The organism is Brucella ciceri (assembly GCF_041930145.1).
Taxonomy (GTDB): Bacteria; Pseudomonadota; Alphaproteobacteria; order Rhizobiales; family Rhizobiaceae; genus Brucella; species Brucella intermedia.
The window spans coordinates 14949-38793 of the sequence record NZ_JBHEEV010000014.1 but is presented as its reverse complement, the minus strand read 5'-3'; the positions used below and the strand labels follow the sequence as shown (position 1 = coordinate 38793).

The following is a 23845-nucleotide window of genomic DNA, read 5'->3' as shown; positions in this document are numbered from 1 at the left end:
TGTTCTCTCAATTTTGCTTCGGATCGAGCACGTCGCGCAGACCGTCGCCGAGGAAATTGAAGGCGAGCGATACAAGGAAGATCGCAATGCCGGGGATAGTGGCAACCCACCATTGTTCGAAAATAAAGCGCTTGGCGGTCGCTATCATCGCACCCCATTCGGGCGATGGCGGCTGTGCGCCCATCCCGAGGAAGCCAAGACTTGCGGCGGTGATGATGATCGAACTCATATCAAGCGTGATACGCACGATGACACTCGGCACGCAGAGCGGCATGATATGGCGCAGAATGATGCGGAAAGGCAAAGCACCAGTCAACTTGGCTGCGGCGATAAAATCGCTTTTGCGCAGGGTCATGGTTTCCGCACGCGCCAGACGCGCATAGGGCGGCCACGCGGTCAATGCAATCGCAAGCACCGCGCTTTCGACGCCTGGCTTCAAGGCCGCTACAAAGGCCAGCGCAAGGATCAGTCGCGGAAAGGCAAGGAAAACATCCGTAACGCGCATCAGTGCCGTGTCAACCATGCCACCGAAGTAACCGGCGATGCAGCCGATGAACAGTCCGATCGGCGCGACAAGAATGACGACGGCGATAACCATTCCAAGGGTTACGCGGCCACCGTAGAGAATGCGCGAAAGAATATCGCGGCCCAGTTCATCGGTGCCGAACCAGTGTTCCGCAGTCGGAGCGGACAGTCTGTTGCCGAGGTCCTGCACACTTGGATCATAGGGCGCCAGCAATGGCGCAGCCAGCGACAAAGCAACGAAAGCGACGATGATGAAAAGACCAATCATTGCGAGCGGATTGGCCCGAAGATTTACCCAGATACGATAGCGCCTCCCCCAGTTCGCCTGAGAGCGGGAGGTGGGCGAGTCATCAAGCGCCCAGTTATGAAAATTGGCAAAAATCATCGCACACGGGGGTCCAGAACTTTATAGAGGATATCGGCGAGCAGATTGAGCCCGACATAGATAACACCGATCAGCAGTGTAGCCCCTACAACCGGGTTCATATCGGCATTCATCAATGAGACCGTGAGATACTGCCCAAGGCCCGGCCAGCTGAAGACAGTTTCAGTAACGACGGCGCCCTCGAGCAAACCAGCATAGGTAAGCGCCAGAACGGTCACAAGCTGTACTGCAACGGTCGGGAAAGCATGTTTCCAGATCACAGATGTCAGCGACAGGCCTTTTGCTCGGGCCGTAATCACAAACTCGCCCTTGAGCGCGTCAAGCATGAAGGCACGGGTCATGCGTGTGATGTACGCCATGCTGAAATATGCTAGGATCAGGACGGGCTGAATCATGTGACGGACAGCATCCCAGAATGCGTCCCAGTCGCCCTCGATGAGCGTGTCGATCGTGAGCAGGCCCGTTACATGCGGAATCATGCCCTCGTAGATGATGTCCTGGCGCCCCGGTCCCGGTGCGAGATCGAGCGTCGCATAGAAAACCAGAAGTGAAATCAGCGCCAGCATGAAAACGGGAACCGAGTGTCCCGCAAGACAGATGACGCGGATCGTCTGGTCAACGAAAGACCCTTGCCGCACCGCTGCCCATACGCCCAGCGGAATTCCGATCAGTGCAGCAACAATCAAGGCGGCCGTTGCCAGTTCCAGCGTTGCCGGGAAATAGCGTGCGATATCCTGAGCTACCGGATTGCGGGTCAGAATGGAGTTGCCAAAATCACCGTGCAGGACCTGCCCGATATAATGTACAAACTGAACCACAAGCGGCTGATCGAGCCCCATCTCCGCGCGTACGCGCTGGATAACGGCTTCGGGCGCGTTGTCGCCCACGGCAGCAATAACTGGATCGACCGGCATGACGCGGCCGATCATGAATGTGATAACCATAAGCCCGAACAGCGTGATCAACACGCTGCTCAGGATTCCGGTCAGGTTCTTGAGGCTTTTCTTCACGCCTTGGCGATCCCTGCATAGGAATGGGAATCGGACAGCACGCCGAGACGCATCCCGGTAACGTCCTTGCGGCAGGCAGCCGTCTCGAACTTCTGCATCATGATGATGAACGGGCTGTTGTTCATGAATTCGCGCTGCAGATCTTCATACATCTTCACGCGCTTGGCCGGGTCCTGTTCATCACGCGCGGCCAAAGACTTCTTGGCGAAATCTTCGTTCTGGAAATGCGAGCGCCAGGCAAAAGGCTTGGTTTTCGCATCATCGGAATTGTCCGGATTGTTGCAGAAGACGTCGACATTGGTATTCGGGTCGAAATAGTCAGAGCCCCATACGGTCAACGCCATCTGGTGTTCACGAGCCCGCATCTTCGTCAGAACCTGACGATTTTCGGCAGCCAGCAACTCCACCTTGATCCCGATTTCGGCAAGGCTCGCCTGAATTGCCTGTGCGATATCCGGGCTAGGCTGCGCCGAATAGTGATCCATCTTGATGGAAAAGCCATCTGGAACACCTGCTTCCGCGAGAAGAGCCTTTGCCTTGGCAATATCCTTCTTGAATGGATTTTCATTCAAGGCTGCCGGAAAGCCTTCAGGAACAAGCGTTTGATGCACCTTGTAGTTCAGCGGCACGATGTTCTTCTGAATGCCCTCGTAATCCACAGCCCACTTGATCGCTTCCCAGACCTTCGGCTTGGCGAGAGCTTCCACGCTCTGATTGAGCGACATCAGCATCAAGCCGCCAACGCCCTTGCGCACCAGATTGTAGTTTTCATCACCGTCCAGAATACGAAGCTGTTCAGTGGTGAGATTACGCGCAATATCGACATCACCCTTCTGAAGCATCAGAAGCTGCGAGGACGGGTCCGCAACGTGTCGCAAAAGGATGCGCTTCACATTGCCCTTGTAGGCGCCATGCGGATTAACGTTCAGAATGATGCTTTCGCTCGGCTTCCAGGAAACGAGGACCCATTCACCAGAACCCGCGCTGTTCTTTTGAAGCCAACCATTGCCAAGGTCATCCCCGGAGGCGTTCTCCAGAACAGTTTTCTTTTCCACAATGCTGGCAACGCTTGCCGAGAGGCAGTATAGCAGGAATGGCAGCGATGTCGGCTGCTCGACCGTCAAAGTCAATGTCGATGGATCGGTTGCGACGATACTCTTCTCGGCATTCTCAGGCGTGAAGCCGAACTGGCCGATGATGAAAGCCGGCCCCTTGTTCATCTTGATCGCACGTTGCAGCGAGAAGGCAGCATCTTCCGCTGTTATCTGGGCACCGCTCGCAAACTTTGCGTTCGGATCGATCTTGAACGTAAAGACCTTGCCTTCGCCGTCGGCTTCCCAGGAAACCGCCACACCGCCTTCCACCTGATCCGGATTGGAGAGGCTTGGATGCACCAGACGCTGGTACATGTTGTTGCAGATTTCGCTGCCGACAGCTTCAAAGCTCTCATGCGGGTCAAGACTGGTCATGTTGTCGAGCTGCTGCGCCACAACCAAAATGTCCTGACGTCCAGCTCCGATAGCAGGCAAAATGCTCGCATAGGACAGGAAGGGAACGGCAGCCGCACCCGCCAGAAAACCACGTCTTGAAATCATTGAGAGCTCCTCTTGCAGCGCTTTCCGAACATGTCCATGAATTGGGATGCAATCGTCGACGCTTATATCCGGATATATTTTTCCACCTTTCCGCTATCACGTCAGCGGATGCAGGGGCCAATGCAGAATTTTGCATTGCCTATGCAGACTTTGCATGAGCGCAACCTAAAAGAAAGCTTTCGCTACAAGGAATCGCCGCTCATGCAGGGTGATCATATCAAGTGACTGAAATCGCATTTGCAATTCTTCGCGCTTGGGTCCATCACCCGTGTCTCAAATACTGGACTTGATTTGAAAAGGCTACTCCATGGCAACAGAACAGAAGATACCCGTTTTTGATGGTCACAACGACGTGCTGTTGCGGTTGTGGTCATCCGAGGCTGCCGCGCCGGAGAAGCGCTTTCTTGATGGCGAAAATGTCGGACATATCGATCTGCCACGCGCGCAGAAGGGTGGTCTGGGCGGCGGACTTTGCGCAGTGTATGTACCCTCGCCGTCACGCGAACTCGATGCCAACGGCAACCTCGCGACGCCCAGCCAAACGGATGCGATGAAGGCGACGCTCGCCATGTCTGCAATCCTGCTGAAAATCGAACGCGAATCTGAAGGCCGAGTGCGTGTCTGCCGCACGGCAGCAGATATTCGCGATGCGTTTGCGAAGGGGATTTTCGCGTCCGTCTATCATATCGAAGGTGTGGAGGCTTTCAGCGAAGACCTCGATGCGCTTTATGTTCTGCATGAAGCTGGCCTTAGAACGCTGGGGCCTGTCTGGAGCCGCCCGAATATTTTTGCCCACGGCATCCCCTTCCGCTTTCCCGCCTCCCCGGATATCGGTCCCGGCCTTACCGATCACGGCAAAGCTCTCATTCGCGCATGCAACGAGCTGAAAGTCATGATCGACCTTTCTCACATGAACGAGAAAGGGTTCTGGGACGTTGCAGCGATCTCCGACGCGCCGCTCGTGGCCTCGCACTCCAATGCGCACGCGCTTTGCCAGCAAAGCCGCAACCTGACGGACAGGCAACTGGATGCCATTCGCGATACGGGCGGTCTTGTTGGGCTCAACTTCGGCGTGTCATTCCTGCGCGAAGACGGAAAGCGCGATCCTGATACCGATCTATCCGAGATCGTTCGTCACGCCGATTACATTGTCGATCGCATCGGGATCGACCATCTGGCGCTCGGTTCCGATTTTGATGGCACCACGATTTCGTCGACGCTCCGCGACGTAGGCGATCTCCAGCTGGTCATAGAAGCATTCCGCAAGCACGGCTACGACGATGCCTCCATCGTCAAGCTGGCCCATGGCAACTGGATCAATGTCCTTGAGCGGACGTGGGGCGCTTGAGGCTGCTGAATAGACGCGACCTCACCCTTCGAGGGTGAGATCGAAGACGTGATGATGGATATGACCATCGAACATTTCGAGGAGGCCCTTTGTCGCCTCCCGGCTTTCATATCGCACAGATGACGCGAGCGCCTCCGCCAGAGCCTCCCTGCTGTCATACTTGGTCCAAAGCACCATCGGGTAAGCCGGAGCACCTTCATCGCGTTCGACAGCGTAAAGAACGCGCACTTCCCTGATACCGGGAAAGGAGAGCCACATCGGCATGAGGATATCGGCGACATAAGCTTTGAACGCATCCTCGCGCCCAGCATGAATAGCGCCTTCAAAAAAGGCCTGTCTGACAATCATGGATAATAACTCAGTTTACCTTGGTCGGCGGAACATCACCGGAAAAATATGCTGCGAGATTGGCGAGCACCAGTTCGCCCATTCCAACACGGGTTTCGACCGTTGCGCTGCCCTGATGCGGCATCAGCACCGTGTTTGGCGCGGTCAGAAAATCCGCTCTGATCGTCGGTTCATTGACGAAAACATCAAGGCCGGCACCAGCAATGGTTCCGTTGTTCAACGCTTCCAGAAGCGCATCTTCGTCAACGACACTGCCTCGGGCTACATTGACCAGATAGCCTTTGTTTCCAAGTGCCGCCAGAACATCCGCATTCACGATATTTGCCGTGGCAGGGTTGGCTGCAACGCACACTGCGAGCACGTCGCTTTGCTGCGCAAGTTCCACAGGCGTGGCGTGTGCGACCCAACCGGTGTCTGCGACAGGCGAACGGTTCCAGTAATGCACTTCCATGCCAAATGCTTCCGCGCGCCGCGCAAACGATTTGCCAATCTGGCCAAGCCCCAGGACGCCGACCCGCTTGCCTTTCGGGCTTATCCCGAGAGAGAAAGCCTCCCGGCGAGCCCATCTACCTTCCCTTACGAACCGATCGCCCGCAACGACATGGCGCATTACCGCGAGCATGAGGGCAATGCCGGTGTCAGCGACATCGTCCGTCAGAACGCCCGGCGTGGTGCTGACATGGACGTTGCGACCACGTGAAAAAGCGAGGTCAACCTTGTCTGTTCCCACACCGTTAATGGCGATCAGGCCAAGTGACGGCAAACGTTCCATCCACTCGTTGGAGAGCCCTGTTCCGCCCCCAGTGACGACAGCACGTATGGTGCCGAGGGCCGCATCGATAGCCCCACTGTCCTCCGGTTTATACAGGCGAAGAACCTTGTAAGCCGCGTCCAGTCGCTCTTCGATCAACGGCATCATAGGCTCGATGAGCAGAACTTCGTTCGTCACTTCAAACTCCATTACTAAATTATTGGAGACAATCAGGAAATCTGGCCAATGAATGCCTTTGTGCGCTCGTGTTTCGGATTACCGAAAAACTCTTCCGGTTCCGCCATTTCGAGAATTTGCCCCTGATCCATGAAAATGACGCGGTCTGCGACCTGCCGCGCAAAGCCCATTTCATGCGTAACGCACAGCATGGTCATGCCCTCTTTCGCGAGATCGATCATGGTATCCAGAACTTCCTTGACCATTTCTGGATCGAGCGCCGAAGTCGGTTCATCGAAAAGCATGATCTTGGGATTCATGCAGAGCGCACGGGCAATAGCCACGCGCTGTTGCTGTCCGCCGGAAAGCTGGGCCGGATACTTGTCCGCCTGTTCGGGAATGCGGACGCGCTCCAGATATTTGCGCGCTGTCTTTTCGGCCTCCGGCTTCGAGATGCCCCGCACCTTCATCGGCGCCAACGTGCAATTCTCAAGAACAGTCATATGCGGAAAGAGATTGAACTGCTGGAAAACCATACCGGTTTCCTGCCGCACGATATCTACATTCTTTCCACCAGCAGTCAGGTCGTGGCCATCAACGATGATACGGCCCTCCTGAATGGTCTCCAACTGATTGATGCAGCGGATGAGAGTAGACTTTCCCGAACCAGACGGGCCGCAAATAACGATACGTTCGCCGCGGGATACAGTCAGATTGATATTTCGGAGCGCATGGTACGTGCCGTACCACTTGTTCACCCCTTGCATAAGCACTGCCGCACCAGAAGCATCGTGCTGCATCTGGTTTGTCGTTCCCTGAGCCGTCTGGTTCATGTCGAGAAACTCACTTTCGTGGACTGGATCGCCATGCCCGCCTGAGGACGGGCAAGGCGGAATTCAGGAGCTTACTTTGCCTGGGAAACAAAATCCGGCAGCGGCGCGCCAAGCCACTTCTCATGGATCTTGTTCAGTTCACCGTCGCTCTTCGCCTTTTCGATGAACTTGTTGACGAATTCCAGCATTTCGGCCGAGCCCTTGCGAACAGCGATGCCCTGTACCTGCTGGCTGAGCTGGATTTTCTGTTCGTAGCGGCCCGGAGCAGCCTTTTCGATCTCAGCCGCCACAACGTTGGATAGACCGATCAGTTCAACCTGACCGGAAAGCAAAGCCTGCACTGCGCTTGCGTCGTCGTCGAAGCGGCGAATGTTGGCATCCTGCGGCGCAACCTTGGTAACTGCCGTATCCTGCGTCGAAGCCCGCGCGACGCCGATGGTCTTGCCCGAAAGATCCTCCGGCTTCGCAACCGCAATATCCTTCGGTCCGAATACACCAATTGAAATGCCCGCATAAGGCTGGGAGAAATCCACGCTCTTGGCGCGCTCCTCCGTGATGCCCAGCGAAGCAACCAGGACATCGACCTGACCGCTCTGCAGATAGGGAATCCGGTTCGGACCGGTAACCGGAACAATCTGAGCCTCGACACCGATCTCCTTCGCCAGCAGCTTTGCCACGTCAGCGTCATAGCCATCCGGTTCATTGCTGGTATTCATGATGCCGAAAGGTGGAAAATCGACCAGCATACCGATCTTGATTTTCCCGGCGGACTTGATGCCGTCAACAGTCTGCGCAAATGCTGCAGGTGCCAGCACGGTCGCGAGAGCTCCCGCACCAATGAAGGCCATAGCCAAACGTCTGGTGATATTCATTTTTATTCCTTCCCTATCAAGGGCCGGTCTCCTCGCCGGCACCGTTTCTTATTTTTCGGAGCATTTCCTGCCGCAGCCATGTCTCGCAGCAGGCCGGAAATGCCCATTGTCTTCCCCAGCCCCCCGATTACCGAGCCGTAGCACGAGAAAACCTCGCTTCCATGCGGCGCGCGAGAATGGATAGCGGCCAGCACAGGACAAAATAGATAGCAGCCACGGTGCCAAACACCATGAACGGGCTGAATGTCGCGTTGTTGATGATCTGACCTTGGCGTGTCAGTTCCGTAAAGCCAATGATCGCAGCAAGAGACGTTCCCTTGATGAGCTGCACGAGAAACCCCACCGTTGGCGCAACGGAAATGCGCGCAGCCTGCGGCAGGATCACATAGCGCATACGATTATAGTAACGCAGCCCCAAGGCAGTTGCGGCTTCGCGCTGACCGGGCGGCACAGCATCAATACAGCCGCGCCAGATCTCGCCCAGAAAAGCGCTCGCATGCAAAGTCAGTGCAATTGTTGCAGCGATCCACGGATTGATGCCCAGTCCGAAAATATTGAGACCGAAAAAGACCAGAAACAGCTGCATCAGAAGCGGTGTGCCCTGAAACAGCCTTATGAAGCCGAGCGCAATGAAACGCGGGACGCGGGCATCCGAGACGCGCATCAGCGCAACCAGCAGCCCTCCAATACCGCCGCCCACAAAGGCAATGGCGGAAAGAGCAATGGTCCATTGCGCTGCATAAACGATGATGAGAAATTCGTTCCAGCCAAAAGGTCTGATCATGGCCTGCTCCTATCGGCTCAACGGGTATTTGAAGGCCACCTTCTCGATCAACGCGAAGACGGCAGAGAAACCGATGGACATGACGAGATACATGAGCGTGATAACGATATAGACCTCAAAGCTCGCAAAGGTCGCCGACTGCAAATCGTTACCCGCAGCCGCAAGCTCATTGGCGGAAATGACGGATACAACACTCGAAGTCAGCATCAGATAAATGAACTGACTGGTGAGCGATGGATAGACCGTCCGCAAGGCTGGCTTCATGATGACATAGCGGAATACCTGAAGCCTGGAGAGACCAAGCGCTGTCCCAGCTTCCACCTGACCTTTATGAATAGATTCAATACCCGCCCGAATAATCTCCGTGCCGTAGGCCCCGAAATTCACGATCAGTGCGAGAAGCGCAGCACTATTGGGCGACAGGCGCAAACCAGCAGAAGGCAATCCAAAGAAGATAAAGAAAATCTGCACCAGAAACGGTGTGTTGCGGATGATTTCGATATAGGCATCGATGACGAAGCGTACCGGTTTGGGTCCGGATGTCTTACCGACGGCGCAGATAATCGAGACAATCAAGCCTAACACCATCGCAGCGCACGAGAGCTCAATTGTCTGCCACGCACCGACAAGCAGCTTATCCATCGACGCGAAAACGGGCGCGAAGTTGAAATTATACAATGCCGAACCTCCCGGTACACGGACTATGCCGACTTTTCCTCCTGTCGGCAACAAATTTAGATCGATCTAATTGGGTTTGATGCCGCTCGTCAATCATTAATTCGGATTAGATGACTGGCGCTTTTAACGGTACACAGGACTGCCTCACCTGCAAATATGTCTCGCTCACGATCCGCTCGGCCTGCTTTTCCGGACTTGCCAGCCGGGAAAGAAGCAGCCTGGCGGCGTTCTGGCCCACTGCAACCGGTCGCGTTGACACTGAACTCAAGCGGGGCCGTGTCGCCTCCGCGTCGCTTACATCATCGAAGCCGATCAGAGAGAAGTCGTCACCAACTTTCCTCCCACAGTCATAAAGACCCGCTGAAAGCCCCAGCGCAACCACGTCATTGAAACAGATCGCCGCTGTCGGCGCTTTTCCCGCCTGAAAGAGTAGCGGGGCCGCTTTGGCGATTTCCGGCATCGTGTATGGCAAGCGAACGATCAAACCGGGATCGAGGCCTTGTTGCTCCATCGCATCCCGGAATCCTTCGACACGTTCGCGATATGCGGAATGGACCGGCCCATGCACGGCAAAGGCGATCGTCCTATGCCCCAACCGGGCCAGATAATTGACTGCCTGCCGCATGCCGCCCGCATAATCCACGCCTGCGTAGTCAATTCGGTCCGTCACATGACGCAATACCTGAACGACCGGCAGCCCCCAGTCCACAAACTGCTCGATGAATTCGGGAGCCGTTTCTGCCGTCAGCGATACAATCACGCCATCGACACCATGCTCGCGCATACGCTGCATGAGGGTGGTTTGATTGGCAAAATTCTCGTGGCTGTTTGCAAGAAGAACGACCAGCCCAGCTTCACCTACAACACTGTCTATTCCAGAAAGCAATTCACCGTAAAACGGGTTGCCGAGGGTCGGCACGATGACGCCCACCGTATTCGACCTCTCCGCCCGGAGACTGGCTGCGCCCATATTATAGACATAACCCAACTCCTGCAGGGCTTTTTCCACCTTCTCGCGTGTCGCTGCCCCCACCAGCGGACTTTTGCGAATGACCAGTGAAGCCGTCGCACGCGATACATTGGCGTGGCGCGCCACATCCAAAAGCGTAACGCGACTTTTCCTGCGATCATCACTCGGCATAAGCTCACCCGTCTGCAAACTGATCAATGTCCGGCCTGGTTGATAGGATTTCAGCAACCCGTCGGCCAGATTCGAGGAGGTATATTCAATTCAGACTTGCACGTTGGTCAATCCGCCGGGGCAGCGAACAGGCAATCACCGTGCTCAAATGCCATCGGGCAGCGTTTCCGACGGCTTCATTGTGCACATGTTCTCCCCACGATTATCACTTGCCTTTCGCTTTTTTTCATTTCGAATGCTATCGTTTTCGGATTTATTCTGCCATTGGAAGAATCGAAGGTTGATCCTTTGCAAAAAATTGCATTCATATAAGTGCAATGAATATATCGCAGATGTCGGAACTTTGAGCCCCCCTAAAGGAGCTCGAATGTTCACGCAATCTCACACTCGAGGAGGAAACATGCTTATCCGTCTGATCACGACTTCGGCGCTGACGAGCGCCCTCGCCCTCACCATCGGTTCGCAGGCATTCGCCCAGACGGAACTGGCGTGGTGGCACGGCATGACCGGTGCCAACAACGAAATGGTCAACGAACTCTCGAAAGAGTTCAACGAAAGCCAGAGCGAATATAAGATCGTTCCGGTTTACAAGGGAACCTATCCCGAAACGCTGAATGCCGGTATTGCCGCGTTCCGCTCCAAGCAGCCCCCTGCAATTCTGCAGGTCTTCGATGCCGGCAGCGGTGTAATGATGGCTGCCGAAGGTGCTGTAGTGCCGGCTGCCGAAGTGCTGGAAAAGGGTGGTTTCAAGTTCGATAAGTCGCAGTACCTGCCCGGCATCGTCGCTTATTACTCAAAGCCCGATGGCACCATGCTGTCCTTCCCATATAACTCCTCGTCGCCGATCCTCTATTACAACAAGGACGCCTTCAAGAAGGCCGGTCTCGATGAAAACAATCCGCCAAAGACCTGGCCGGAAGTTTTTGAAGCGGCCAAGAAGATCAAGTCCAGTGGTGCGGCAGCGTGCGGCTTTACTTCGACATGGCTGACCTGGATTCAGACCGAAAACTTTGCGGCCTGGAATAACGTTCCTTATGGCACCAACGAAAACGGTCTCGGCGGCACCGATGTAAAGCTCGAGATCAATTCTCCGCTTTACATTCAGCATTTCCAGTCGATTGCCGACCTCGCAAAGGATGGCACGTTCCGCTACGGCGGTCGTACGTCGGAAGCCAAGCAGCTTTTCACTTCAGGTGAGTGCGCGATGCTTACCGAATCCTCGGGCGGCCTTGGAGATGTCGTGAAGTCGGGCATCAATTACGGCATCGGCCAGTTGCCTTATTATGAAGGTCACGGCCCGCAAAATACGATTCCTGGCGGTGCGGCCCTTTGGGTTTTCGCCGGTCTTAGCGACGAACAGTACAAGGGCGTTGCAGAATTCTTCAACTTCCTCTCCCAGACCAAAATTCAGGTCAAGCTGCACGAGAAGTCGGGTTATCTGCCAGTGACGCTCGCTGCTTACGAGGAAACCAAGAAGTCGGATTTCTACGAAAAGAACCCGGGCCGCGAAACGCCTATTCTCCAGATGATGGGCAGGGCCCCGACCGAAAACTCAAAGGGTGTGCGCCTCATTAACCTGCCACAGGTCCGCGATATCCTGAATGAAGAGTTCGAAGCCATGCTCGGCGGCAAGCAGGACGCGAAAACAGCACTTGAGAACGGCGTCAAGCGTGCCAACGACGCGATTGCCGCAGCTCAGTAAACGATCACATTGACACAACGCCGCCTGCCTTTTGTGGCAGGCGGCGTTGTTATCCCACGAGGAAGCTCCCCGTGCAGAAAGTAACCTTTCCAAATAAAATTCTGCCCTATTTCCTGCTGGCCCCGCAGATCATCCTGACTGTGGTGTTTTTCTTCTGGCCAGCCAGTCAGGCGATTTATCAGTCCTTCATGCGTGAAGATGCATTCGGGCTCAAATCCACCTTCGTGGGTCTGGCCAACTTCACAAGTGTTCTGGCCGATCCCAACTATCTGCACTCATTCAGAGTGACGATTGTTTTCAATATCCTGACCGCTCTGCTCGCGATGGGCGCAGCGCTGTTGCTTGCGACCGCTGCAGACCGCGTTATTCGCGGTAAAACATTTTATCGTACGCTCCTGATCTGGCCATATGCCGTGGCACCCGCCGTGGCCGGCATGCTGTGGCTTTTCATGTTTAATCCGGCGATGGGCACTTTCGCCTATATCCTGCGCCGCAATGGCTTCGCATGGGACCCGCTACTGGATGGCAATCAGGCTATGGGCCTCGTCGTCGTTGCTGCCGCCTGGAAACAGATTTCCTACAATTTCCTGTTCTTTGTTGCAGGTTTACAGGCAATCCCTAAATCTTTGATCGAAGCAGCCGCTATCGATGGTGCCCGGGGATCGCGGAGATTCTGGTCCATCGTATTTCCTTTGCTCGCACCGACGTCGTTCTTCCTCTTGGTCGTAAACACCGTCTATGCATTCTTCGACACGTTCGGCATCATCCATGCCGTGACGGGAGGTGGCCCTGCCAGAGCGACCGAAACGCTGGTCTACAAGGTTTACAATGACGGCTTCGTCAATCTGAACCTCGGTTCGTCTTCTGCACAGTCCGTCATTCTGATGGCAATCGTGATTGCCTTGACCGCCTTCCAGTTCCGCTTCGTCGAGAAGCGCGTGCATTATTCGTGAGGGTGGCGACAATGATAGAAAAACGCCCAATCTCAAACCTAATCGGTCACCTGATCCTCATCCTTGGCATCATAATCGTCGCCTTTCCCATCTACTATACATTCGTCGCTTCGACGATGACTTCGACCCAGATCATCCGCCCGCCAATCTCGCTTCTGCCCGGCGATCATTTCATAGAAAACTATGGCGAAGCCATCTTCGGCGGCGTTGAACGTGTCGTCGGCGTCAGTCTCGAAAGGCTGCTTTGGAACTCGTTCGTGGTTGCTATGGCCATCGCAGTCGGCAAGATCATTATCTCGTTCATGTCCGCCTTCGCGATTGTGTTCTTCCGCTTTCCGATGCGTATGTTCTTCTTCTGGATGATCTTCGTCACGCTGATGTTGCCCGTGGAAGTGCGCATTCTGCCCACCTACAAGGTAATCGTGGACCTCGGCATGATCGACACCTATGCCGGGCTTACGCTGCCGCTGATGGCATCTGCGACGGCGACATTCCTGTTCCGTCAGTTCTTCCTCACAATTCCAGGTGAGCTGGTGGAAGCAGCACGTATCGACAATGCCGGACCTTTCCGTTTCATGCGGGATATCCTGCTTCCGCTTTCGAAGACGAATATCGCAGCGCTTTTCGTCATTCTCTTCATCTACGGATGGACCCAGTATCTGTGGCCGCTGCTCGTTACCAATGATGCAAAGATGAACACAATCATCATTGGCCTGCGTCGCATGGTCGACTGGGCTGACGCTTCCACTCCCTGGAACTACGTCATGGTAACAGCCATTCTGGCTATCATTCCGCCGATCCTCGTTGTGGTGCTGATGCAGCGCTGGTTCGTCAAAGGTCTCGTTGAAACGGAAAAGTAATGAGCAAAATCGTTCTTGATAACGTCCGCAAGAGCTATGGCGGCAATGTTGAAGTCATCAAAGGCGTATCGCTGGAGATCGATGACGGGGAATTCGTGGTGCTGGTAGGTCCCTCCGGCTGCGGTAAATCCACGCTGCTGCGCATGATAGCCGGATTGGAAGGCATTACATCTGGCACCATCTCCATCGGCGCCCGCGTGGTCAACGATGCTGAGCCCGCTGAGCGCGATATTGCCATGGTGTTCCAGAATTATGCGCTCTATCCGCATATGACGGTACGGGAAAACCTCGCTTATGGCCTGAAAAACCGCAAGACACCGAAAGACGAGATCGAACGTCGCATCGCAAAGGCTGCCAAAGCCCTTGAAATCGAGCAGTTTCTGGAGCGTAAGCCGCGCCAGCTCTCCGGTGGCCAGCGCCAGCGTGTAGCCATGGGCCGAGCCATCGTCCGCGAACCGGCGGCATTTCTCTTCGACGAACCGCTTTCTAACCTCGATGCGAAACTGCGCGTGCAGATGCGTGTCGAGATCAAGCGTCTGCAACGTTCGCTCGGCACCACGAGCGTTTATGTCACCCATGACCAGATGGAGGCCATGACCATGGCAGACCGTCTCGTTGTGCTGAATGCAGGTCGTATCGAACAGGTCGGCACACCGATCGAACTTTATGAAAAACCGGCCTCCACATTCGTCGCAACGTTTATCGGCTCTCCGTCCATGAACTTGCTGCCAAGTGCAGAAACCGTCGGCTGGACGACCGGCAGTGCGGTGAAGACACCCGCAGGAAATTTCACCATCGGTGTTCGCCCGGAAGATGTCCACATTCTCGAAGATGGCGCGCCCGATGCTGATGGTTTCAATACGACCGTCCGTATCGAAGCGGTCGAACTCGTCGGTGCAGAAAGCTATATTCACGCTGCTTTGCCTGACGGCAAGCCACTTATCTTCCGCGTTGCCGGGCGCTCGGCCCATAATATAGACCAGACCGTGAGGGTTGGCGCATCCGCAGAAAATGTCCATGTTTTTGGCAGGGACGGCCAGCGCCTGAACGATTGACACTCTGACGGGTTGCGTCCGTCGAAGGTCGCAACCCGCTATAATAATCGATTTCTGTTTTAGAATTTATCGGCTACACAGAATGGAATATTTTTCCGCCTGTGAGGAAATTCCGATAGATGACGCATCAGCAGATACTCTCCTTCGCAGTGATCATACTTATGATGGGGGCGTTTATCTGGGGCAAATTCCGTTATGATGTCGTCGCGCTCTGCGCACTTCTCTTAGCGATAGCTGTTGGCGTTGTCCCATTCGATCACGCATTTTCGGGGTTTAGCGACGACATTGTCATCATCGTGGGCAGTGCGCTGGTGGTTAGCGCAGGCGTCGCACGTTCCGGTCTCATGCAGGCGGCAGTGCAGCGTTTCCTGCCGGAGATCAGCAGTGTAAGATTACAGCTGGCCGTGTTGGTCGCGGTCGTCACCGTGCTCTCCGCCTTTGTGAAAAACGTCGGTGCGTTGGCCATCATGATCCCGGTCGCTTTTCAATTCGCACGCCGCTCCAATGTTTCCCCCTCAACGTTTCTCATGCCTATGGCGTTTGGCGCGCTGCTCGGCGGTTTGATGACTCAGGTGGGTACTTCGCCCAATATCGTCGTTTCTCGCATTCGCGGCGAAATGGTGGGGGAGCCCTTCACCATGTTCGACTTCACGCCCGTCGGCGCCGTGCTTTCAGCCGTGGGGCTAATCTATCTGGTTCTTTTTTACTGGCTCGTCCCGCAACGCACGCGCGAAAATGTTTCGCTGGATGAAGCAATCAAGATCAAGAATTATGCTTCCGAAGCGCGCATCACAAAAACCTCGACAATGATCGGCAAGCGCGTGACTGATCTCATCAAGGCTGCTGAAGGCGAAGCGATGGTAACCTCCATCGTACGCAAGGAACAGCGATTGACGCCGCTTCCCGACACCGTCCTGAATGAAGGCGATGTAGTGCTACTTGAAGGCGACCCAAAGGCGCTTGATGCGATCATAAGTGCGGGAAAGCTCACCCTCTCCGAGAACCGCAATCCTTCCGAGACCAGCGGTTCGACCGACATCGAAGCCGTCGAAGCTGTTATTGGAAAAAATTCGCGTCTCATCGGACTGACGGCCCAGAGACTCGCCCTTTTCGCGCGGTATGATCTGAATCTTCTGGCTGTCAGTCGTCCAGGGGAGCGGATTACCGAGCGCCTCAGCGAAGTTATACTGCGCTTCGGCGATGTAATCGTCCTGCAAGGCAGACAGGCAAATCTATCAACCTTCCTGCCCGAGTTTGAATTGCTGCCACTCGCCCGCCGCAAGTTGATGCTCGGCAGTGTCCGGCGCGGATTGATCCCGCTCGCCATTCTGATTGCCGCCATCGGTGCGACCGCTTTAAGCCTCGTACCGGTTGCGGTGGCTTTCTTTGCGGCTGCCGTTGCTATGCTTCTGTTCAAGGTCATACCTCTCAACGAGGTCTATGACGAGATTGATGGCCCAATTCTGGTCATGCTGGCTGCGCTCATTCCGGTTTCCGATGCACTGAGGACGACCGGGGGCACTGATCTCATAGCAGAGGGACTTGCCACAATCGGCCATCAATTACCACCGGCCGGTGCTTTGACGCTCATTCTTGTGGCAGCGATGATGGTGACGCCATTTCTCAACAATGCCGCGACGGTCCTCGTCATGGCTCCAATCGCGACAAGCTTTGCTTCTGGGCTCGGTTTCAAGCCTGAAGCGTTCCTTATGGCAGTCGCGATCGGTGCGGGGTGCGATTTTCTCACCCCGATCGGTCATCAGTGCAATACGCTGGTGATGGGACCGGGCGGCTACAAATTCAGCGATTATCCGCGTCTTGGGTTGCCGTTATCCATCATCATCGCGATTGTAACGGTACCCACACTGATGTTCTTCTGGCCGTTGAAATAACGCTAACGCTGAACTGAATCTATCCATTCGAGGCTATCGGAAACGATCTTTTCCACGCTCTCGGCAACATCTGCTCGGAATACCAACGGCTCTCCGACCGGGCTTTCAAGTGTAGCAATCTGGCTTTCCAGCATCGTTACCGGCATGAAATGGCCTGTGCGATGCCCCATATGCTCATGCAAGACTTCAAAACTGCCGTCCAGAAAAACAAAAAGGACAGGCGCATCCGCTGCGGTGCGGAGGCGATCCCGATAGCTCTTCTTCAATGCGGAACAGGATATCACAATCCCGTCGCTCGAGGCTGCAAGACGTTCTCCGACTTTATCGAGCCAGGGCCAGCGATCCTCGTCCTGCAAGGGGATGCCTGCCGACATCTTATCGACGTTCGACTTTGGATGAAGAGAGTCGCCTTCGAGAAACGGAAGCTTCAAAGCATCTGCAATCTTCTCCCCGACCGTCGATTTTCCGGAACCCGAAACACCCATCACGATGATACGCAGCATCAATTCCTCATACGCTTGCGGTCATGCCGCCATCGACATGCAAGACCTGTCCGTTCACAAAAGTGGAAGCATCGCTGCTCAGGAATACGGCGGCACCGACCAATTCTTCCACATTCCCCCAGCGGCCCGCCGGCGTCCTTTTTTCCAGCCAAGCCGTAAATTCGGGGTCATCAACCAATGCCTGATTCAGCGGCGTCTTGAAATAGCCGGGTGCAATCGCATTGACCTGCAAGCCATGTCTGGCCCAATCGGTGGCCATACCGCGGGTCAGGTTACGGATAGCTCCCTTTGTCGCGGTATAAGGCGCAATCGAAGGACGCGCCAGTTCACTTTGAACCGAAGCAATGTTGATTATCTTGCCGCGTCCTCGCGCGATCATATGGCGCGCAGCCGCCTGCCCGGCATAAAAAGCGCTGGAGATGTTGGTTTCCAGAAGCTGCTGCCATTTCTCGATAGGGAAATCCTCAAGCGGTGCGCGGTACTGCATCCCGGCGTTATTGACCAGAATATCGAGTGCGTCGATTTCCTCTTCAATCATCTCAATGGCGGCGCGGACTTCCGCGGCATTCGTCACATCGAAGGCAGATGCAAAGACCTTATGTCCATCATCCTCCAGCAGGGTGACAGCCTGATCCACCTTGCCCCGGTCACGGCCATTGATGATCACCGTTGCACCATGTTCCGCAAGCCCTCGCGCCAGGGCAAAACCAATGCCCTGACTGGAACCCGTGATCAGCGCAATGCGCCCTTCCAGATTGAAAAGCCCGAAAGAAGAAGCCATCAAAAAGTTTCCAGCTTGAGGCCGACTCGGCTTGCTGCCTGCACGATGTGGTGGCGCATCACTTCGCGTGCCTGCAACGGATCCCGCGAATGAACGGCGTCCCTGATTGCGGTATGCTCATCAATGGTGATCTCGACAATCTGCTCGAGCACGGCCCGCGCACGCGCTGCGTTGATTGCCTGATTGATGCGTTCGGCAATGAAGCCTAGGACCAACGGAAAATACTCATTGTGAGTTGCAGAAGCGAGCGCCCGATGAAAAGCCAGATCGGCAGCTATACCCGTATCGGTCCATTTTTTTGAACCGCTCATTTCTGCGAGCGCTTCGTTGAGTTGCATCATGTCATGTTCATCATGATGAACCGCCGCTAATCCCGCCGCTTCAATTTCGAGTGCCATTCGTAACTGGAACAGGCTGCGGAAATTTTCGCGATTGGCAAGTGTTTCTGGCTCTATCCGGAGGGCGTGTCTCCTGTCGGGTTCTGTCACGAAAGCCCCGACACCCTGTCGGGTTTCAACCAGACCCTCGTTGCGCAACTGGGCTATCGCTTCACGTACAACCGAGCGGCTAACTCCGAAGCTCTGAGCCAGATTATGTTCTGTCGGCAGCTTTTGCCCCGGCAAGAGAGTACCTTCACCGATCTGCCGCGTGATTTCGGAAGCGATGCGTCCAGGGAGTTGCTCATTGCGCCTGATTTCACCAAACAAAATGATAAAGTCTCCCTGATTGCCTGTGCAATTGATGTGTCGTCAGCCTTTTGAAGAGTCAAGCGAAAGCTGGCAGCCCGGATTCATGATGTTGTCCGGATCGATTACCTGTTTGAGACCTTCAAGCAGCTTTCGCCGTGCAGGGTCAATACGCTTCTCGAAATCGTCCCTTTTCAGGCGACCAATGCCGTGTTCCGCGCTAATGCTGCCTGCATAACGATCCAGAACAGCATTGATCGTTTCCTTCGCAAGCTTGATCTTCGCGTCTTTCGCAGCAACATCGAGATTGCTTTCCGGGATGACATTGAGATGCACATTGCCGTCCCCGACATGTCCATAGGAAACCGCGAGACAATCAGGAAGAACCTTGGCCAGTTCCCTTTCAGCTTCATCGACGAACGATGCCAGTTTCGACAATGAAACCGATATGTCAGTGCGCAGATGCTTGCCACGCAGCGCCTGCCCTTCATTCATCGCCTCGCGAAACATCCAGAGATTTTGACCTTGTGCCCGCGAGGACGCGATGGTCCCGTCAAGAACGAGGCCATCTTCCATTGCTCCTGCAAGAAACTGCTCCATCAGTGACGCTATATCGACCAGTCCCGAGCCTGAAATCTCCATCAAGATATAGGCCGGATATTGCCCCAGCGGCGTGGCGAGTTCCGGCATCGCCTCTTGTGCCAGTGTAAAAGCCACCGGAGGCATGAACTCGAATGCCGACATCAGATCACAGCACTGCACCCGTGCCCGCCGATAAAGCGCAATGGCATCTTCAAGGGAATTGAGCCCAAGCAGCGCAGTTTCCACCTTGTCCGGCAAGGGCATCAGTTTGATTGCGACGCCGGTTACTATTCCAAGAATGCCTTCCGCACCGATAAAAAGCTGTTTCAGATCAATGCCGCCATTGTCTTTTCTCAGCGTCGAAAGACCGTTGAATATAGTACTGTCAGGCAGAACGACCTCCAGCCCCAGTATCAACTCGCGGGTCATGCCATAGCGCAACACATTGATGCCGCCGGCATTGGTGCTGACATTTCCCCCGATACGACAGCTTCCCTGCGCACCAAGCGCCAGCGGAAAAAACATTCCTTCGGTTGCCAGTTTGTCTTTCAGTTCCGAGAGAATGCAACCCGCATCGACAACCGCTGAAAAATCATCCGGATCTATTTTCCGAATGCGGTTCATCCGCTCAAGACTCAAAATGACGAGATTGTCCCGGCCATCCGGTACGCCACCCTGCACGAGACCGGTATTTCCGCCTTGCGGAATGATAGACAATCCCAGGGAAGCGCAGGCTTTGACCGCGGCGGAAACATCCGCTGTCGAACGCGGACGGATCACCGCAACCGCCGCATTTTCCACATCCCCCGGCCAGTCACGACAATAGCCAGACATGTCATTTTGTTCGGTCATAACCAGATCGCCACCCAAAAGAGCGACGAGACCGTCCTGCTTGTTTCCCGCCCTGTCCCCCGTAACGTACATGATATCCTCTTGGCTTTATCGAAGTGCAATGCGCTGTCGCAGGAGTACGACAGTTTTTCAGATGCGGCGGGCTTTTCCGTTTCATTCCTTGGACAGAACGGAGAAAACTGTTTCCAACGCTTACATATAAGGTTATCAGACAACCCTACAACATGAATCTGCGGGAGATTGGATAAGTGTTGTTCCACAGCCAAGTCTGCATCATTTGAGTGTCAGTGGCTGCAAGGCAGGGAGGAGATTTCTGGATGCATATCGCAATCATCGGCGCCGCTGGCATGGTGGGCCGCAAATTAGCGCAGCGCCTTTCCAACGATGGCCGTCTCGGGGATATCCCCGTAGAGAAGCTCACGCTTGTCGATATCGTCGCCGCAGAACCTCCAGTCGGCTTCGCAGGATCGGTCGACACTTTGGCTGCGGATATATCCACCAAGGAAACCGCGCAGAAGATCGTATCAGGACGGCCTGATGTCATCTTTCACCTAGCGGCAATCGTGTCCGGTGAAGCAGAGATGGATTTCGACAAAGGATATCGAATTAATCTGGACGGCACACGTTATCTGTTCGATGCAATCAGACTTGCGCACGTTGCCGATGGCTATAAGCCTCGTGTGGTCTTCACATCCTCCATCGCCGTTTTTGGCGCTCCGCTGCCCTATCCGATCCCGGATGAATTTCATACGACGCCGTTGACCAGTTACGGCACGCAGAAGGCAATCAGCGAACTTCTTTTGTCCGACTATACGCGACGCGGCTTCTTCGACGGTATCGGCATCCGCCTGCCGACGATCTGCATAAGGCCGGGCAAACCGAACAAGGCTGCATCCGGCTTTTTCTCCAGTATATTGCGCGAACCGCTCTCCGGTCAGGAAGCCATATTACCTGTTCCTGAAGAGGTTCGGCACTGGCATGCTTCGCCGCGCTCAGCGGTGGGCTTTCTGATTCATGGAGCCACTATCGATACGGAAGCGGTCGGTGCGCGTCGCAATCTTTCCATGCCTGGTCTCAGCGCCACCGTCGGTGAGCAGATTGAGGCGTTGCGCCGCGTTGCTGGCGATAAGGCCGTCCGACTCATCCGACGCGAGCCAGATGAAATGATCATGCGCATGGTCGCAGGGTGGGCGCCCGGTTTCGAGGCTAAACGCGCACAGGCCCTTGGCTTCACCGCCGAAACCTCCTTTGATGAGATCATTCGCGTTCACATCGAAGATGAAATGGGAGGCAAGCTTTGAAATGCAGGATCGCTTTTCTCGGTACCGGCCTGATGGGCGCACCAATGGCCGGTCGGCTTCTGGATGCAGGCTTCGACGTAACGGTCTGGAACCGGAACAGCGCCAAGTCTGCCCCCCTTGTGGAAAAAGGTGCCAAGCTCGCTCAAACCGCCGCAAAGGCGGGGGTGGACGCCGATATCGTCATCACCATGCTGACCGATGGACCAGCGGTACGTGATGTCCTCTTTGAGCAAGGTGTCGCTGCTGTCTTGAAAAAAGGCAGCATAGTCATCGACATGAGTTCAATTTCGCCGGACTTCGCGCGCGAGCATTCGAAGCGTCTGGAGGCGACGGGCGTCAATCATATCGACGCGCCGGTTTCCGGGGGCGTGGTCGGTGCACAGGAAGGTACACTCGCCATCATGGCCGGAGGTGATGAAGCGGTTATCGCCACCCTCGCCGATGTGTTCAAACCGTTGGGACGCCTCACGCGCGTGGGTCCGTCAGGTGCCGGCCAGCTTGCAAAACTTGCCAATCAACAGATTGTTGCCGTGACCATCGGGGCAATCGCAGAGGCAATGGTTCTTGTCGAAAAAGGCGGCGGGTCGCGTGCCGCATTCCGCGATGCCATCCGCGGAGGTTTCTGTGAAAGCCGCATTCTCGAACTCCACGGCAAACGGATGATCGACCGCAATTTTAAGCCAGGAGGCACATCGCGCATTCAGTTGAAAGACCTCAACTCGATCCTGAAGACCGCAGGCGACCTGTCCTTGAAATTGCCGTTGACCGAGACCGTGCGAGAGGCTTTTGCGACTTTCGTTGAAGACGGCGGAGGCGAGAAGGATCATAGCGCCCTGCTTCTTCATATCGAAAAGCTCAACGACGTTCCTCAAGATTAGCGCCTGATAAGCAGTTGCATTGGGAGTTGCAATGAAGATCACAGCAATCGAAACCATTCGCATCGCCGAACGGCCAAATCTTTTGTGGGTGGAAGTTCATACAGATGAAGGAATCACCGGCCTCGGCGAAACCTTTTTCATGTCCGAGACGGTCGAGTCCTATCTGCACGAATATGTCGCGCCGCGTGTTCTAGGTCGCGATCCGTTGCAAATCGATCTGCTGGCCTCTGACCTTGTGGGCTATCTCGGTTTCCGTTCAACCGGCGCGGAAGTGCGTGGCAACTCCGCTTTCGATATCGCCCTGTGGGATTTATACGGCAAAGCTGCCAATCTCCCTATCGCTCAGCTTCTCGGCGGCTTCAGTCGTCAATCCATCCGCACTTATAATACGTGCGCCGGAACCGAATACATCAAGAAGGCTACCGGCCAGCAATCCGGCAACTACGGTCTGGCCGGTTCCGGAGCCAGCTACGACGATCTGAACGGCTTCCTGCACCATGCCGATGAACTTGCCCTCTCATTGCTGGAAGAAGGCATAACGGCGATGAAAATCTGGCCATTCGACATGGCGGCAGAAAAGACACGCGGGCAGTATATCTCTCAACCCGATCTCAAAGCGGCATTGCAGCCTTTTGAAAAAATCCGGGCGGCGGTCGGTGATCGCATGGATATCATGGTCGAGTTCCATTCCATGTGGCAGCTCTTGCCCGCCATGCAGATTGCCCGTGAACTCAAGCCATTCAAGACTTTCTGGCACGAAGACCCGATCAAGATGGACAGTCTCGGCAGTCTCAAACGTTATGCAGAAGCCAGCATTGCACCTATCTGTGCCTCCGAAACTCTAGGAAGCCGATGGGCATTTCGTGATCTTCTGGAAACAGGCGTGGCCGGCGTCGTCATGCTTGACTTGAGCTGGTGTGGTGGCCTTTCTGAAGCACGGAAGATCGCTGCTATGGCCGAAGCCTGGCATCTTCCGGTCGCGCCACATGATTGCACCGGACCGGTCGTTCTGTGTGCTTCGACGCATCTATCGCTCAACGCACCAAATGCCCTGATTCAGGAAAGCGTCCGCGCGTTCTACAAAACATGGTATCGCGATCTTGTTACCGCCCTGCCCGAAGTCAAGGACGGCATGATTACGGTTCCGCCCGGTACCGGGCTGGGCATGGCCCTCAGCTCCGAAATGGACAAAGCCTATACCGTCGGCCGAAGAAAAACAGATCGATCTAATTTTTGAGCTCAAAGCCGTCTCAAGGCTGGACTCAATTCTGGACTGCTAATAATAGTACTATTGTTGTCAGGCATCCTGACAACATATGGCCCGTGGGAAACGGCCATACATTGGGAGGATAT

Annotated in this window: 24 protein-coding genes; 10 read left to right on the top strand and 14 right to left on the bottom strand. The window is 55.0% G+C overall.

What is annotated here, in order from left to right; all coding sequences use genetic code 11:
* Positions 1 to 7: 7 nt before the first annotated feature.
* From nikC to JNC63_RS20030, 3 genes are read right to left on the bottom strand one after another with little or no spacing between them, the layout of a single operon-like run.
* Positions 8 to 910, bottom strand: a complete 903-nt coding sequence (gene nikC / locus JNC63_RS20040) for a nickel transporter permease (protein WP_006468992.1) — start codon at positions 908 to 910, stop codon at positions 8 to 10.
* A complete protein-coding gene (locus JNC63_RS20035) occupies positions 907 to 1920 on the bottom strand; it encodes an ABC transporter permease (RefSeq protein WP_021587262.1) in 1014 nt (337 codons plus the stop codon). Before JNC63_RS20035 ends, nikC begins: the two co-directional genes overlap by 4 nt.
* Positions 1917 to 3515, bottom strand: a complete 1599-nt coding sequence (locus JNC63_RS20030; protein WP_006468994.1) for an ABC transporter substrate-binding protein — start codon at positions 3513 to 3515, stop codon at positions 1917 to 1919. Before JNC63_RS20030 ends, JNC63_RS20035 begins: the two co-directional genes overlap by 4 nt.
* 12 nt (positions 3516 to 3527) lie before the next feature.
* Here JNC63_RS20030 and JNC63_RS20025 point away from each other — a divergent pair, with 12 nt between their 5' ends.
* Positions 3528 to 3740 (top strand): hypothetical protein, encoded by a 213-nt coding sequence (locus JNC63_RS20025; RefSeq protein ID WP_006468995.1) that lies wholly within the window; start codon positions 3528 to 3530, stop codon positions 3738 to 3740.
* 82 nt (positions 3741 to 3822) lie between these two features.
* Positions 3823 to 4863: a dipeptidase gene (locus tag JNC63_RS20020; RefSeq protein WP_006468996.1), complete on the top strand. Its 1041-nt coding sequence runs from the start codon at positions 3823 to 3825 to the stop codon at positions 4861 to 4863.
* 21 nt (positions 4864 to 4884) lie between these two features.
* Here the strand turns inward: JNC63_RS20020 and JNC63_RS20015 are convergent, their stop codons facing one another.
* The 7 genes from JNC63_RS20015 to JNC63_RS19985 form a co-directional block, all read right to left on the bottom strand.
* Positions 4885 to 5211 (bottom strand): hypothetical protein, encoded by a 327-nt coding sequence (locus tag JNC63_RS20015; RefSeq protein WP_006468997.1) that lies wholly within the window; start codon positions 5209 to 5211, stop codon positions 4885 to 4887.
* A 10-nt stretch (positions 5212 to 5221) separates the two neighbouring features.
* Positions 5222 to 6172, bottom strand: coding sequence for a 2-hydroxyacid dehydrogenase (locus JNC63_RS20010; protein ID WP_006468998.1), 951 nt, complete (start codon positions 6170 to 6172; stop codon positions 5222 to 5224).
* A 20-nt stretch (positions 6173 to 6192) separates the two neighbouring features.
* Positions 6193 to 6939, bottom strand: coding sequence for an amino acid ABC transporter ATP-binding protein (locus tag JNC63_RS20005; protein ID WP_006471317.1), 747 nt, complete (start codon positions 6937 to 6939; stop codon positions 6193 to 6195).
* A 104-nt stretch (positions 6940 to 7043) separates the two neighbouring features.
* On the bottom strand, positions 7044 to 7844 hold the full coding sequence (locus JNC63_RS20000) for a transporter substrate-binding domain-containing protein (protein WP_006471318.1): 801 nt from the start codon (positions 7842 to 7844) through the stop codon (positions 7044 to 7046).
* A 127-nt stretch (positions 7845 to 7971) separates the two neighbouring features.
* Entirely contained in the window at positions 7972 to 8628 is a 657-nt protein-coding gene (locus tag JNC63_RS19995) for an amino acid ABC transporter permease (protein ID WP_006469001.1), read from the bottom strand.
* 9 nt (positions 8629 to 8637) lie between these two features.
* On the bottom strand, positions 8638 to 9306 hold the full coding sequence (locus JNC63_RS19990; protein WP_006471319.1) for an amino acid ABC transporter permease: 669 nt from the start codon (positions 9304 to 9306) through the stop codon (positions 8638 to 8640).
* Positions 9307 to 9412: 106 nt separating this feature from the next.
* Positions 9413 to 10447, bottom strand: coding sequence for a LacI family DNA-binding transcriptional regulator (locus tag JNC63_RS19985; protein ID WP_031346967.1), 1035 nt, complete (start codon positions 10445 to 10447; stop codon positions 9413 to 9415).
* A 400-nt stretch (positions 10448 to 10847) separates the two neighbouring features.
* Here JNC63_RS19985 and ugpB point away from each other — a divergent pair, with 400 nt between their 5' ends.
* The 5 genes from ugpB (at position 10848) to JNC63_RS19960 (ending at position 16909) form a co-directional block, all read left to right on the top strand.
* Complete coding sequence (ugpB, locus tag JNC63_RS19980) at positions 10848 to 12149, top strand: sn-glycerol-3-phosphate ABC transporter substrate-binding protein UgpB (protein ID WP_006471321.1); 1302 nt, start codon at positions 10848 to 10850, stop codon at positions 12147 to 12149.
* Positions 12150 to 12220: 71 nt separating this feature from the next.
* A complete protein-coding gene (gene ugpA, locus JNC63_RS19975) occupies positions 12221 to 13102 on the top strand; it encodes a sn-glycerol-3-phosphate ABC transporter permease UgpA (RefSeq protein WP_006469005.1) in 882 nt (293 codons plus the stop codon).
* 11 nt (positions 13103 to 13113) lie between these two features.
* A complete protein-coding gene (gene ugpE / locus JNC63_RS19970; protein WP_006471322.1) occupies positions 13114 to 13962 on the top strand; it encodes a sn-glycerol-3-phosphate ABC transporter permease UgpE in 849 nt (282 codons plus the stop codon).
* Complete coding sequence (locus JNC63_RS19965; protein ID WP_006469007.1) at positions 13962 to 15017, top strand: sn-glycerol-3-phosphate import ATP-binding protein UgpC; 1056 nt, start codon at positions 13962 to 13964, stop codon at positions 15015 to 15017. The genes ugpE and JNC63_RS19965 overlap by 1 nt, the downstream gene beginning before the upstream one ends.
* Positions 15018 to 15136: 119 nt before the next feature.
* The gene (locus JNC63_RS19960; protein ID WP_006469008.1) at positions 15137 to 16909 is read left to right on the top strand and encodes an SLC13 family permease; all 1773 of its coding nucleotides are present in this window, start codon (positions 15137 to 15139) and stop codon (positions 16907 to 16909) included.
* Positions 16910 to 16911: 2 nt separating this feature from the next.
* On the opposite strand, the gene JNC63_RS19955 is transcribed toward JNC63_RS19960, so the two are convergent.
* Genes JNC63_RS19955 through JNC63_RS19940 form a run of 4 tightly spaced genes read right to left on the bottom strand, consistent with a single transcriptional unit; the run spans position 16912 to position 20385 of the window.
* A complete protein-coding gene (locus JNC63_RS19955; RefSeq protein WP_006471323.1) occupies positions 16912 to 17412 on the bottom strand; it encodes a gluconokinase in 501 nt (166 codons plus the stop codon).
* 7 nt (positions 17413 to 17419) lie between these two features.
* Positions 17420 to 18193, bottom strand: a complete 774-nt coding sequence (locus JNC63_RS19950) for an SDR family oxidoreductase (protein ID WP_006471324.1) — start codon at positions 18191 to 18193, stop codon at positions 17420 to 17422.
* The gene (locus JNC63_RS19945; RefSeq protein ID WP_006469011.1) at positions 18193 to 18900 is read right to left on the bottom strand and encodes a FadR/GntR family transcriptional regulator; all 708 of its coding nucleotides are present in this window, start codon (positions 18898 to 18900) and stop codon (positions 18193 to 18195) included. Before JNC63_RS19945 ends, JNC63_RS19950 begins: the two co-directional genes overlap by 1 nt.
* A gap of 42 nt (positions 18901 to 18942) precedes the next feature.
* On the bottom strand, positions 18943 to 20385 hold the full coding sequence (locus tag JNC63_RS19940; protein WP_063621071.1) for an FAD-binding oxidoreductase: 1443 nt from the start codon (positions 20383 to 20385) through the stop codon (positions 18943 to 18945).
* Between the two features lie 245 nt (positions 20386 to 20630).
* Here JNC63_RS19940 and denD point away from each other — a divergent pair, with 245 nt between their 5' ends.
* From denD to JNC63_RS19925, 3 genes are read left to right on the top strand one after another with little or no spacing between them, the layout of a single operon-like run.
* Positions 20631 to 21614 carry a D-erythronate dehydrogenase gene (gene denD, locus JNC63_RS19935; RefSeq protein WP_006471325.1) on the top strand — a complete coding sequence of 328 codons (984 nt, stop codon included), beginning with the start codon at positions 20631 to 20633 and terminating at the stop codon, positions 21612 to 21614.
* A complete protein-coding gene (locus JNC63_RS19930) occupies positions 21611 to 22492 on the top strand; it encodes an NAD(P)-dependent oxidoreductase (RefSeq protein WP_006469014.1) in 882 nt (293 codons plus the stop codon). The genes denD and JNC63_RS19930 overlap by 4 nt, the downstream gene beginning before the upstream one ends.
* A 31-nt stretch (positions 22493 to 22523) precedes the next feature.
* A complete protein-coding gene (locus JNC63_RS19925; RefSeq protein WP_006471326.1) occupies positions 22524 to 23729 on the top strand; it encodes a mandelate racemase/muconate lactonizing enzyme family protein in 1206 nt (401 codons plus the stop codon).
* Positions 23730 to 23845: the final 116 nt, after the last annotated feature.

Excerpts from the sequence above, each read along its gene's own strand:
- JNC63_RS20015 (WP_006468997.1), bottom strand. The coding sequence starts at position 5,211 with ATGATTGTCAGACAGGCCTTTTTTGAAGGCGCTATTCATGCTGGGCGC.
- JNC63_RS20020 (WP_006468996.1), top strand. The coding sequence starts at position 3,823 with ATGGCAACAGAACAGAAGATACCCGTTTTTGATGGTCACAACGACGTG.
- ugpB (WP_006471321.1), top strand. The coding sequence starts at position 10,848 with ATGCTTATCCGTCTGATCACGACTTCGGCGCTGACGAGCGCCCTCGCC.
- JNC63_RS20000 (WP_006471318.1), bottom strand. The coding sequence starts at position 7,844 with ATGAATATCACCAGACGTTTGGCTATGGCCTTCATTGGTGCGGGAGCT.
- nikC (WP_006468992.1), bottom strand. The coding sequence starts at position 910 with ATGATTTTTGCCAATTTTCATAACTGGGCGCTTGATGACTCGCCCACC.
- ugpE (WP_006471322.1), top strand. The coding sequence starts at position 13,114 with ATGATAGAAAAACGCCCAATCTCAAACCTAATCGGTCACCTGATCCTC.
- JNC63_RS20030 (WP_006468994.1), bottom strand. The coding sequence starts at position 3,515 with ATGATTTCAAGACGTGGTTTTCTGGCGGGTGCGGCTGCCGTTCCCTTC.
- JNC63_RS19960 (WP_006469008.1), top strand. The coding sequence starts at position 15,137 with ATGACGCATCAGCAGATACTCTCCTTCGCAGTGATCATACTTATGATG.
- JNC63_RS19950 (WP_006471324.1), bottom strand. The coding sequence starts at position 18,193 with ATGGCTTCTTCTTTCGGGCTTTTCAATCTGGAAGGGCGCATTGCGCTG.
- JNC63_RS19995 (WP_006469001.1), bottom strand. The coding sequence starts at position 8,628 with ATGATCAGACCTTTTGGCTGGAACGAATTTCTCATCATCGTTTATGCA.
- JNC63_RS19925 (WP_006471326.1), top strand. The coding sequence starts at position 22,524 with ATGAAGATCACAGCAATCGAAACCATTCGCATCGCCGAACGGCCAAAT.
- denD (WP_006471325.1), top strand. The coding sequence starts at position 20,631 with ATGCATATCGCAATCATCGGCGCCGCTGGCATGGTGGGCCGCAAATTA.
- JNC63_RS19940 (WP_063621071.1), bottom strand. The coding sequence starts at position 20,385 with ATGTACGTTACGGGGGACAGGGCGGGAAACAAGCAGGACGGTCTCGTC.
- JNC63_RS19985 (WP_031346967.1), bottom strand. The coding sequence starts at position 10,447 with ATGCCGAGTGATGATCGCAGGAAAAGTCGCGTTACGCTTTTGGATGTG.
- JNC63_RS19965 (WP_006469007.1), top strand. The coding sequence starts at position 13,962 with ATGAGCAAAATCGTTCTTGATAACGTCCGCAAGAGCTATGGCGGCAAT.
- JNC63_RS20010 (WP_006468998.1), bottom strand. The coding sequence starts at position 6,172 with ATGGAGTTTGAAGTGACGAACGAAGTTCTGCTCATCGAGCCTATGATG.
- JNC63_RS20005 (WP_006471317.1), bottom strand. The coding sequence starts at position 6,939 with ATGCAGCACGATGCTTCTGGTGCGGCAGTGCTTATGCAAGGGGTGAAC.
- JNC63_RS19955 (WP_006471323.1), bottom strand. The coding sequence starts at position 17,412 with ATGCTGCGTATCATCGTGATGGGTGTTTCGGGTTCCGGAAAATCGACG.